Annotated in this window: 12 protein-coding genes; 3 read left to right on the forward strand and 9 right to left on the reverse strand. The window is 58.8% G+C overall.

Annotation, left to right across the window (positions count from 1 at the left end; translation table 11 throughout):
- The 3 genes from ACIOYV_RS08815 to dapA all read right to left on the reverse strand — a co-directional run.
- On the reverse strand, window positions 1-689 hold a 689-nt coding region (locus ACIOYV_RS08815; RefSeq protein ID WP_401322937.1), incomplete at its 3' end, for an MBL fold metallo-hydrolase.
- A 6-nt stretch (window positions 690-695) separates the two neighbouring features.
- A complete protein-coding gene (gene bamC, locus ACIOYV_RS08820) occupies window positions 696-1,811 on the reverse strand; it encodes an outer membrane protein assembly factor BamC (RefSeq protein ID WP_401322940.1) in 1,116 nt (371 codons plus the stop codon).
- Window positions 1,812-1,828: 17 nt separating this feature from the next.
- Window positions 1,829-2,707 carry a 4-hydroxy-tetrahydrodipicolinate synthase gene (dapA, locus tag ACIOYV_RS08825; protein WP_054046701.1) on the reverse strand — a complete coding sequence of 293 codons (879 nt, stop codon included), beginning with the start codon at window positions 2,705-2,707 and terminating at the stop codon, window positions 1,829-1,831.
- 328 nt (window positions 2,708-3,035) lie between these two features.
- Between dapA and ACIOYV_RS08830 the strand changes: the two genes are divergently transcribed.
- Window positions 3,036-3,596: a glycine cleavage system protein R gene (locus tag ACIOYV_RS08830; RefSeq protein WP_054046705.1), complete on the forward strand. Its 561-nt coding sequence runs from the start codon at window positions 3,036-3,038 to the stop codon at window positions 3,594-3,596.
- Window positions 3,597-3,606: 10 nt separating this feature from the next.
- Window positions 3,607-4,080, forward strand: coding sequence for a peroxiredoxin (locus ACIOYV_RS08835; RefSeq protein ID WP_401322944.1), 474 nt, complete (start codon window positions 3,607-3,609; stop codon window positions 4,078-4,080).
- 126 nt (window positions 4,081-4,206) lie between these two features.
- Here ACIOYV_RS08835 and ACIOYV_RS08840 read toward each other — a convergent pair whose 3' ends face one another.
- Window positions 4,207-5,277: an AI-2E family transporter gene (locus ACIOYV_RS08840; RefSeq protein ID WP_163908934.1), complete on the reverse strand. Its 1,071-nt coding sequence runs from the start codon at window positions 5,275-5,277 to the stop codon at window positions 4,207-4,209.
- 31 nt (window positions 5,278-5,308) lie between these two features.
- Window positions 5,309-5,548 carry a sulfurtransferase TusA family protein gene (locus ACIOYV_RS08845; RefSeq protein WP_054046711.1) on the reverse strand — a complete coding sequence of 80 codons (240 nt, stop codon included), beginning with the start codon at window positions 5,546-5,548 and terminating at the stop codon, window positions 5,309-5,311.
- 98 nt (window positions 5,549-5,646) lie between these two features.
- On the opposite strand from ACIOYV_RS08845, the gene ACIOYV_RS08850 reads away from it, so the two are divergent.
- Window positions 5,647-7,080: a M48 family metalloprotease gene (locus ACIOYV_RS08850; RefSeq protein ID WP_401322949.1), complete on the forward strand. Its 1,434-nt coding sequence runs from the start codon at window positions 5,647-5,649 to the stop codon at window positions 7,078-7,080.
- Window positions 7,081-7,154: 74 nt separating this feature from the next.
- Here ACIOYV_RS08850 and ACIOYV_RS08855 read toward each other — a convergent pair whose 3' ends face one another.
- The 4 genes from ACIOYV_RS08855 to rpoE form a co-directional block, all read right to left on the reverse strand.
- Window positions 7,155-8,579: a DegQ family serine endoprotease gene (locus tag ACIOYV_RS08855; protein ID WP_401322952.1), complete on the reverse strand. Its 1,425-nt coding sequence runs from the start codon at window positions 8,577-8,579 to the stop codon at window positions 7,155-7,157.
- Window positions 8,580-8,825: 246 nt separating this feature from the next.
- Window positions 8,826-9,785, reverse strand: coding sequence for a MucB/RseB C-terminal domain-containing protein (locus ACIOYV_RS08860; RefSeq protein WP_401322955.1), 960 nt, complete (start codon window positions 9,783-9,785; stop codon window positions 8,826-8,828).
- Window positions 9,786-9,793: 8 nt separating this feature from the next.
- Window positions 9,794-10,381 (reverse strand): sigma-E factor negative regulatory protein, encoded by a 588-nt coding sequence (locus ACIOYV_RS08865; protein ID WP_123507596.1) that lies wholly within the window; start codon window positions 10,379-10,381, stop codon window positions 9,794-9,796.
- Window positions 10,382-10,411: 30 nt separating this feature from the next.
- A complete protein-coding gene (rpoE, locus tag ACIOYV_RS08870; RefSeq protein WP_007944079.1) occupies window positions 10,412-10,993 on the reverse strand; it encodes an RNA polymerase sigma factor RpoE in 582 nt (193 codons plus the stop codon).
- Between the last annotated feature and the right edge of the window lie 302 nt (window positions 10,994-11,295).

The raw sequence follows: 11,295 nt of genomic DNA on the forward strand, positions 1-11,295 counted from the left end.
AGGGTGTCGACAAAACATTGCCGGGCCAGCTGCGGCAGGTTGTTCTTGCTGCTCAGATGGGCCAGGACCAGGTGTTGCAGGCCTTGCCAGCCCAACTCAGACACCAGGAATGCCGCCTGGTGGTTGTTCAAATGTCCCAGTTCACCGCCCACCCGCTGCTTCAGGAAGTAGGGGTAGTGACCGCGAGCCAGCATGTCACGGCAATGGTTGGACTCGATCATCAACGCATCGAGGTCCCGATAGCCGTCCAGCACCTTGTTGCAATACGAGCCCAGGTCGGTCAACAGGCCGAAGCGCCGCTCACCGTCATTGAAAACGTACTGGGTCGGTTCCTGTGCATCGTGGGCCACGGCAATGACTTCGATGTTCAGGGCGCCGACTTGCAATTGCTCGCCGCCGGCCAGGAAGCCCGCGGGTTCGATCGGTTTGCGCATCCCGCGCAGGGTCCCGCGACTGAGGTAGACAGGCAGATTGTAGCGCCGAGACAGCAAACCCACGCCATGCACGTGGTCGGCATGTTCGTGGGTCACGAGTATCGCGCTCAGCTGCGCCGGGTTTACCCCAAGGCGCAACAGGCGTTTTTCGGTTTCCCGCAGGGAGAAACCACAATCCACCAGCACATACGTATCAGCGCTGGCTATCAGCGTGCCGTTCCCTTGGCTACCGCTGCCGAGAACGGCAAAACGCATGTGATATCAGCCCAGGTTGTCCTGAATCACGCTCAACACTTTGCGGGCCACTTCGGCTGGCGCAACGGTGTTGATGTTTTTCTCGACGGTGACCTGGACGTTCTCGCCAACCTTGCTCAGGCGAACCTGATAACGCTCGGCACGGGCTTCAACTTCTTCCTTGGACGGCGCACTGCCGAACAGGCTGCTGAAGAAACCAGGCTTCTCGTCTTTCTTCTCGGCTTTTTCAGCCAGGTTGATGTAGTACAGGCCCAGGCTGCGGTTGATGTCTTCAACGCGCCATTCGCCTTGTTCCAGTGCACGACCGACGCTCGACCAGGCGCGATCCAGATCAGGACCGACGTTCAGGACCGGGTTGCCGCTGCCGTCTTCGCTCAGGCTGACGCGATTTGGCGTATCGAAATCACGCGAAGCCAGCATGGAGACCGAACCGCCCTTCTCTGCCGTGCGGCTCATGCTCGCGAGCAGGTCGTCCACCAGTGCCGCGTCCAGGCCAGTGTTGACCGAACGGTTGGTGAAATCGACGTCGGCGGTGCTGCCCGAAGGACGCTGGGCGCTGACCACGTAGACTTCACTGGTATTGCGCTGCACGCCTGGCTCGATGCGGACCCGCACGCGGGTTTCGCTGTCGGCGCTGATGCCGGCCGCGCTCAGGCGCTTGGCCATGGCTGCGGACAGTTCGTCGGAATGCTGCCAGGTCGTGGTGAATTCGCCGGTTTGCGGGCGTTGCTCATCCAGACGGAAACCGTTGTCCTGGAAGAACTGTACCGCCACTGGCCAGACTTCGGCCGGTGGGTGCTGGCCCATGACCCAGCTCGAATCACCGCTTTTTTGCAGGGTGTAGTCGCTGGCGTCAGCAATCGCCGACAGCGGCTGCGGACGCGGCACGATGTATTCGCCCTTCGCGGTGTCATCGGCCACGTTACGCGGGATCGGCAACAGCGGATCCAGACGTTTGGCGGTGCTGACGTTCGGTGGCAGTTGCATCGGTGCAGTCTGTTGCGCTTCCAGGTAATCGCTACCACGGTCACGGAAGTAACCTTCCGGGCCCCAGACCCATCCGCAGCCACTGGTGCTGGAGATAATCAAGGCAAGTGCGGAAAGTCCGGCCATTCGCTTCATGCGTTGTACTTCCTCAATTAAACCAGGACGCCGGACTGGCGCATGGCCTGCCGCAGCGGTTCGTGACAGGCAGCGCTGAGCCAGGTGAGCGGCAGACGGATACCGTCCGGCATCAAGCCCATTTCATGCAGTGCCCATTTCACGGGAATAGGGTTGGATTCGATGAACAGTGTCTTGTTCAGCGGCATCAGTTTTTCGTGGAGGGCACGAGCGGTCACGGCGTCGCCTTTGAGGGCGGCGTTGCACAGGTCGGCCATGTCACGCGGGGCAACGTTGGCGGTCACCGAGATGTTGCCTTTGCCGCCCAGCAGGATCAGCTCGACTGCGGTGGCGTCGTCACCGGAGATCACCAGGAAGTCTTTGCTGACACCGTCGATGATCGCCTTGGCACGGCCCAGGTCGCCGGTTGCTTCTTTGATGCCGATGATGTTTTTTACGGTCGACAGACGGATAACGGTGTCGGCCAGCATGTCGCACGCGGTGCGGCCAGGCACGTTATAAAGGATCTGCGGGATATCGACGGCTTCGGCGATGGCCTTGAAGTGCTGGTACAAGCCTTCCTGGGTCGGCTTGTTGTAATAAGGCGTGACCAGCAGGCAGGCGTCGGCGCCGGCGCTCTTGGCGTTGGTGGTCAGCTCGATGGCTTCGCGCGTCGAGTTCGCACCGGTACCGGCGATAACCGGGATGCGCCCTGCAACCTGCTTGACCACGTAACGGATCACTTCGATGTGCTCGTTCACGTCTAGCGTGGCCGATTCACCTGTCGTGCCGACCGCCACGATGGCGTGGGTGCCGTTTTGCAGGTGAAAGTCCACCAGTTTGCTCAGGCTGTCCCAGTCGAGACGACCTTGTGCATCCATGGGTGTGACCAGTGCCACCATACTGCCCGCAATCATGCAACCGCTCCTGCCGGAAAAAGAGAGCCGTAATGGTACTGGCGCCAAGATGCTTGTACAAGCGAAGTACTGCGCTGCTGCCATTCCCCTTGGCGCTGCTTTTCGCTACCCTTCAGACTTTGATCGGTACTGATAAGCTCGTACGCCGGGTTCCAGCCTCCATTTTCGGCATCACAAGCCCCGATCCAGCGTTGCCACCCCTCGCTCCCGCCACTCTGGAGCACGTTGCAACCTTCGGCTCGGGTTTTTTGAATTCGTCTGCGCAGGGTCGCCCCCGGTAAAAAAAGCCCGTAGAAGTATCGACCGCTCATCGCTTTAGGAATGCTGCATGTCCACCCCCACAGTTCGCGAACAATTCCTTGTCATCAGTGCCCTCGGCGCCAACCCCATGGAGCTGACTAACGTCCTGTGCCGCGCCAGCCATGAAAACCGCTGCGCCGTGGTCACCTCTCGCCTGACCCGTCATGGCGAGTGCAGTGCCCTGATCCTCGAGATCTCCGGTAGCTGGGACGCCCTGGCTCGTCTGGAAGGCAGCCTGCCGATCCTCGCCAAGAAGCACGCCTTCACGGTCAATGTGGTGCGTAGCGCGGCCCTGGAGAATCGTCCCCAGGCCCTGCCGTACGTCGCCTATGTCAGCTCGGCCTATCGCTCAGACATCATCAACGAGCTGTGCCAGTTCTTCATGGACCACAACGTCGAGCTGGAAAACCTGACCTGCGACACGTATCAGGCACCTCAGACCGGCGGCACCATGCTCAACGCCACGTTCACCGTGACGCTGCCGGCCGGCGTGCAAATCAGCTGGCTGCGCGATCAGTTCCTGGATTTCGCCGACGCGCTGAACCTGGACGCCCTGATCGAACCGTGGCGCCCACAAAACCCAATGTAAGGAAGCTTTCATGGCCGTTGCTATCGACCAACCGGTTACCGACTTCGAAGCACCCGCCACCAGCGGGCAGACCGTCAGCCTCGCGAGCCTCAAGGGCAAGCAGGTGGTGATTTACTTCTATCCGAAGGACAGCACGCCGGGCTGCACGACCCAGGGCCAGGGCTTTCGCGATCAATTGGAGGCTTTCAAAGCTGCCAACACCGAAGTCTTCGGCGTGTCCCGCGACAGCCTGAAATCCCACGAGAACTTCAAAGCCAAGCAGGCCTTCACCTTCGAGCTGATCAGCGACAAGGAAGAAGCGCTCTGCCAGCTGTTCGACGTGATCAAGCTGAAAAAGCTCTACGGCAAGGAATACATGGGCGTTGATCGCAGCACCTTCCTGATCGACAAGGACGGTGTGTTGCGTCAGGAATGGCGCGGCGTGAAGGTGCCGGGTCATGTGGATGCGGTTTTAGCTGCGGCTCAGGCGCTGAACAAGGGCTGATTCCTACGGCGTCTGTTCTGACGCAATCGCGAGCAAGCTCGCTCCCACAGGTTTTTCGCAAACCTTGTGGGACCGAGCTTGCTCGGGATGAGGCCTTCAGCCTCACCGAATAATCAGGATCAACAGTTAAAGCAACGGCGCCACCACCGGCTCCTTGCGCGGCCACGCATCGAGCACTGCCTTGAACAGCGTCGCCAGGGGAATCGCAAAGAACACTCCCCAAAAGCCCCACAACCCGCCAAACAACAACACCGCGCAGATGATCGCCACCGGGTGCAGGTTGACCGCCTCCGAGAACAGCAGCGGCACCAGCACGTTGCCATCCAGGGTCTGGATGATCCCGTAGACCGCCATCAGGTAGATGAACTGATCACTCCAGCCCCACTGGAACAACGCGATCAACATCACCGGCACGGTCACCACCACGGCGCCGACGTAAGGCACCACCACCGACACGCCCACCAGTAACGCCAGCAGTGCCGCGTAGTTGAGCCCCAGCACGACGAAACCGATGTACGTCACCCCACCGCAGATGAAAATCTCGATGACCTTGCCGCGAATGTAGTTGGCGATCTGCCGGTTCATTTCATGCGCGACACGAGTAATCAGCGCCCGCTCACGTGGCAAGTAGCCGCGAACCCACTGCCCGATCATTTCCCGGTCTTTCAGGAAGAAGAACACCAGGATCGGCACCAACACCAGGTAGATCATGATGTTGACCAGCAGCGGCAGGCTCGACAACGAAAAGGTCAGCGCCCACTGACCGAACTTGCCGATCTCGCCCCGGGCCACTTCGATGGCCTGCAGCACCTGCTCGTCGGACACCAGATGCGGGTAGCGCTCAGGCAGCAACAACAGCAGCGACTGCCACTTGGCGAGCATGCCGGGCAACTCGTTGAACAAGGTGATCAGTTGATGCCAGAGCAACGGCACCACGACCACGATGAACACCAGCAACACCCCCATGAACAACGCGAACACCAGCCCCACGGCCACGCCACCGGGCACACGCAAGCGTTCGAGGGTGACGACCAGCCCCTGCATCAGATACGCCAGCACCATCCCCGCCAGAACCGGCGCGAGCATGCCGCCCAAGGTGAGCACGGCGGTAAACCCCAGAAACAGCAGCACCGCCAACACCACGGCTTCTTCATCGGAGAAATAGCGCTGAATCCAGTCGCGTAACACTTTGAACATCAATAATCCTTAGTAACGAACGCAGCAGGTTTCAGGCTTTTTTCAACCAATAGCGGTAAACGCCTGACTCGTCTTCTTCAAGCAGCAGCGTATGACCGGCCAATCGGGCAAAGGTGCGGAAGTCGCGCTGGGAGCCCGCGTCCGTGGCGATTACCTTGAGTACCGCGCCGCTGGCCATTCGATTGAGCTCCAGCTTGGCCTTGAGCAATGGCAACGGACAATTCAAGCCACTGGCGTCCAGTTCAACGTCATGGGCTACAGCATCGGTCATTGCATCACTCCGGATCAGGTGGTTGAGCGGCCTAGAATATCTGGTCCCAAGCCCACTGTCCGGCTACAGTAAGGTCTTTGTCGACTAAGGCTTTGTGCATGACTTTTTTGCGCCCTACCCTGCTGACGCTCGCTTGCCTGCTCGCCTCACCAGGCTTCGCCGACGACCTGCCGTCACTCGGTGATGCCAGTTCTGCCATTGTCTCGCCACAACAGGAACACCAGTTGGGCCGCGCATGGCTGGCGATGTTGCGTAGCCAGGTCCAGCAGTTGAGCGACCCGCAGCTCAAGGATTACGTCGAATCCAGCGTCTACAAGCTGGTGGAGACCAGCCAGGTCAGTGACCGACGCCTGGAATTCATCCTGATCAACAGCCCGGAGCTGAACGCCTTTGCCGCGCCGGGCGGGATCGTCGGGGTCAACGGCGGCTTGTTCCTCAATGCGCAGACCGAGGGCGAATACGCGTCGGTACTCGCCCACGAATTGGCTCACTTGTCGCAACGCCACTTCGCCCGCGGCGTTGAAGCCTCGCAACGCATGCAGGTGCCGATGATGGCCGCCCTGCTCGCCGGGATCGTGATTGCCGCTGCTGGCGCCGGTGATGCCGGGATCGCCACCATTGCCGGTACACAGGCGGCAGCGATCCAGGAACAACGGCGCTTCTCGCGCCAGAATGAGCAGGAAGCCGACCGGATCGGCATCATCAATCTGGAAAAGGCCGGTTACGATCCGCGCTCGATGCCGAATATGTTCGAACGCCTGATGCGCCAGTACCGCTACGACGCCAAGCCGCCGGAGTTCCTGCTGACTCACCCGGTAACCGAATCGCGTATCGCCGATACCCGCAACCGTGCCGAACAAGCCAAACAGGGTGGCATCGAAGACAGCATGCGTTATCAGCTGATTCGCGCACGGGTGCAGCTGATTTATGAAGAAACCCCAGGCCTGGGCGCCAAACGCTTCCGCGCCCAACTCGATGAAAACCCGAAAAACGATGTCGCCCGATATGGCCTGGCCATTGCCCAGATCAAGGGTGGCCAGCTGAATGAAGCGCGGGAGAATCTCAAGCTTCTGTTGGCCACGGCACCCAACGAAATCATCTACAACCTGGCCCAGGTTGATCTGGACATAACCAACAATCGGCTGCCGGACGCCCAGACTCGGGTCGACCGATTGCTAACCCAGTTTCCGGGTAACTATCCGCTGAACCAGGTAAGGGTTGATCTGCTGCTGAAACAGAACCGCACTGCCGATGCGGAAAAAGCCCTGGAGAATCTGCTCAAGTCCCGCCCTGACGATCCGGACGTCTGGTACATGGTGGCGGAAACTCGCGGGCTGTCGGGCAACATCATCGGCCTGCATCAGGCGCGCGCCGAATACTTCGCGCTGGTCGGCGACTACCGCCAGGCCATACAGCAGTTGGACTTTGCCAAGCGCAAGGCCGGCGGCAACTTCCCCTTGTCATCGCGGATCGATGCACGGCAACGGGAGCTGATGGAGCAGGAACGAATGATCAAGGACATGATGGGCTGATGCTTGTTTCATAAAATCCGGACACAAAAAAACCGCCTCTTTCGAGGCGGTTTTTTATTCAGCCAACAACCGGTTTATTCAGCCAGTTTGAAGGTGATGAAGCTGGCACGACCTTGACGCAGAACCCGCATCGACACCGAGCGGTTCTTAGGCAATGCCTTGGCGATGTCGGAGAACTCCTTGGAGGAGCCAATCGCCTGGTTGTTCAGATGAGTAATGACGTCGCCAGGCTGCAAGCCAATCAGCGAAGCAGGACCGTCCTGAACATCCTTGATCACCACACCACCCTTGAGGTCGTAGGTTTTCTTCTGTTCATCAGTCAGCTCGGTCACGGAAACACCCAAGCGGTTGCTGCTGCCCTCGACACCGGATTTCGGCGCGCCGTCCAACTCCTTGCCTTCTTCCGGGATCGCACCGACGGTCAGCTCGACATTCTTGCGCTTGCCCTCGCGGATCACTTCAAGATTGGCCTTGGAGCCTGCCTTGAGCGCGCCAACCAGATGCGGCAGATCAGCAGACATGACGATCGGTTGACCGTTCATGGTCAGGATCACGTCGCCCACTTGCAGGCCACCCTTGGCCGCCGGGCCATCGTCCTGGATCTGAGCCACCAGCGCACCGGCCGGTTTTTCCAGGCCGAACGATTCAGCCAGGTCCTTGTTCACTTCCTGAATCACCACGCCCAGCCAGCCACGACTGACCTTGCCGCCGCTTTTCAACTGATTGGAGACGTCCATGGCCACGTCAATCGGGATCGCGAACGACACGCCCATGAAGCCGCCGGAACGGGTGTAGATCTGCGAGTTGATCCCGACCACTTCACCGTTCAGGTTGAACAGCGGACCACCGGAGTTGCCCGGATTGATCGGCACGTCGGTCTGAATGAACGGGACATAGTTCTCATTCGGCAGGCTGCGCCCAATGGCGCTGACGATGCCTTGGGTCACGGTGTGGTCAAAGCCGAACGGCGAACCGATGGCGACAACCCATTGACCGGCCTTCAGGTCCTGGGATTTGCCGAGTTTCAAAACCGGCAGGTCCTTGCCTTCGATTTTCAGCAGCGCCACGTCGGAACGCGGGTCAGTGCCGACCAGCTTGGCTTTCAACTCACTACGGTCGGCCAGGCGGACAAGAATTTCGTCGGCGTCGGCGATGACGTGGTTGTTGGTCAGGATGTAGCCATCCGGCGAGATGATAAAACCCGAGCCCAGGGATGTGGCTTCGCGTTGACGATCACCACGTGGCGAACGCTGTTGCGGCATGCCGCGCTCGAAGAACTCGCGCAGTGCTGGCGGCAAGCCTTCAAGATCCGGCATCTGGCCTGACACTTTGCGATCCGGCAGTTTTTGCGTGGTGCTGATGTTCACCACCGCAGGCGAAGCCTGTTCGACCAATTGCGTAAAGTCAGGCAATTCGGCCGCTTGGGCAGGGACCGCCTGACCGAGCACTAGCACGGTGGCAAAAATGGAAAGATAAGACTTCAAGCGTGGTATCGACATACGGCTCCCGTTACGACGAGCATGGTTAAGCGATATGGAGCAAGGAACACCGGGAACGATACGCCGGTATTTTTGTTCCGGGAACAAAAAACAAGGCCAGAGCCGAGAGGCTCTGACCTATAGAAAAATTCAGGGGTATTTGCAAATGAAAATGCTCACCAAACATTTCGACATCTCAACGGCGGGATAGGCATTACTGACCTCTCGCACAATCAAATCGCCGATCCGTGAGCATCGTAATTCAGCTCACTGTTTGGCCGTAGCAGCATTGTTGCGCATGGACAGCGCAATCCGTTCGGCGGTACCGATGGGAATTTCACCGACTACGGTGACCATCATCTCGCCTTGGGGTGTGGTCAAGCGTCGGGAAACGGCAACGGTCGGCCCCAACTGGGTACGCGTATCGGTGACCGTAGCGCCATTCAGCGGCTCTAGGAACACAGAGAAGCGAGCCAGGCCGTCGTCGTACATCAGACTGCTGACTTGGGTTTTGGTCTCGGGGTCTTTGCGCGAGGAGCTGCTACTGAGTTCGAAACCTGGCGGCAGCCAGTCCGAATGCCAGACCTCGGCGGTTTTCACAGCCGTAGCCTTGTCAGTGTCGAGAGTGAGCGCCTTGCAATCAGGACCTGCCAGCAAATCTCTGTCCGACGGAACATCGACGGTATCTAGTTGTGTGAACTGGAAGCGCTCGAGCAACTGCCCTTTGTCATTGAGCAGCAATGACTTCAGGGGCAAGCCCGTTTCTTTGTCCAGGTGTAATTCAAAACCGTAACGATGCTGATCGCGCGGCGTCAGTGAAACAATCACTGCCGCACGCCCAGCCACACGCGACTTGCCGATAACGGCAAGGTCGTACCAATTCTTGAGCTTTTGTGGATCGAGTGCACGAGCGGCAGAGTTGGGAGAGTCCCCCAGCCCTGCGATCAGGGTGCCGCTGACGCATTGAGTATGTCCATCAATGCGCACGACTTCCTGTGCCGAGCCGTCGAGCTGGAGTAAACGCTCGCGGACCTTGCCATCCTGGACGCGGTGCCAGATGTTATGGGTAGAAAAACTACCGTTACGCTCGTAAACAAAAGTGCCGTGAAAGCTTTGCTGTTGCTCGGCCTGGCCCAGACGTGTCAACCAGTCCTGGGCTTCGTCGGCATGGGCTGGAACAATGAACCAGCCACCGAGCAGAAGCGAAAGTAAAGGTATGGCGCGCATGATCCTCCTTAGCGGTTTTCCAGGCTTGCTGCACGAGCGTAAGGCAGAGCGCTTTCAGTGCCTTTCAGTGCAGCCTGTTGAGCATGTTGGCGCAAGTAGCTTGGCAGACGCTGATCGTGCCAGCCCGGCTGACCTTGCAAAACGCCGTTGGCCATAGGACCAGTGGCTTCCGAACTCTCACTATAGCCTGCTAATACAGCTGGACCCTTGACCTGTGGAACGGCCAGAGTGGACTGCGTGGATTGCTGAGCCAATTCGACCCCGGCAATTTCGTCCTGGTTGTAAAGACGAACACCCGCCAGTACAGCCACGGTTACCGAAGCAGCGACGGCCAAACGACCCAGGCTGCGCCATGGACCACGAGATGCCTTGGCCGGGACGGCTTCATCTTCCAGCGCAGCAGAGACTGCCGCAGCGATGTCCAGACGTGGAAGCAACAGATCCTTATGCATGACTGCCCGAGCGATCTGGTAACGAGCCCAGGTTTCGCGGGTTTCAACATCGTCAAAGGCATTCAGTACCCGACGCAATTCCAGCTCGTCCGCTTCGTTATCCATCACTGCGGACAGCGATTCCTGCAGGGCTTCACGACTCATGGCGTTCCTCTCTTGGCTGTCGCCGCTGTCTCAGTTTTCCTGCAACAACGGCTGCAGGGCTTTATCGATGGCTTCCCGAGCCCGGAAAATCCGGGAGCGCACGGTACCCACCGGGCATTGCATGACGGCTGCAATGTCCTCGTAACTCAGACCATCGAATTCACGTAAAGTTAAGGCCGTACGCAAATCTTCTGGAAGTTGCTGGATGGTTCGATGGACGGTGCCTTCGATCTCATCCCGCAGTAATGCGCGTTCTGGCGACTCGAGATCCTTGAGGCCATGATCGCCGTCGTAGAACTCTGCGTCTTCGGAACTGACATCACTATCCGGCGGCCGACGGCCGCGTGAAACCAGATAGTTTTTCGCCGTGTTAATGGCGATGCGGTAAAGCCACGTGTAAAACGCGCTGTCTCCGCGGAAATTACCAAGTGCACGGTACGCCTTGATAAAGGCTTCCTGTGCGACATCCTGGGCTTCATGGGTGTCGTGCACGAAACGCACGATCAACCCGAGAATTTTGTGCTGATATTTCAGCACTAGCAGATCGAAAGCTCGCTTGTCGCCGCGTTGAACGCGCTCAACCAGCTGCTGATCCTCTTCCTGGGTTAGCATGAACACTCCTCGATAAGCTCGAAGGAGGCTTGCATAACTAAACGACCAGACTTGCAAACATAGACTCGGGCTTTTCGCAAAAGTTCTCCCCCTCCAAGCAAGTTTCCTGCGGGCTCTGATTTGGCACGCACGAAAAGCGCAGCTCGGGTTAACCCGGCTGCGCGAATAATCTTGTCATCGGATTCGCCGGCAAGGACCAAACCGCAGATCCCGCTCCGAAGCCGACACTGTCCCCTTGATTCGGGCAACCAGCTATTGATCTTGGGCCTTTGGCAAAAGTTCCAAATATTTATAGCCGGGTG

The organism is Pseudomonas sp. NPDC087342 (assembly GCF_044744265.1).
GTDB lineage: Bacteria > Pseudomonadota > Gammaproteobacteria > Pseudomonadales > Pseudomonadaceae > Aquipseudomonas > Aquipseudomonas nunensis.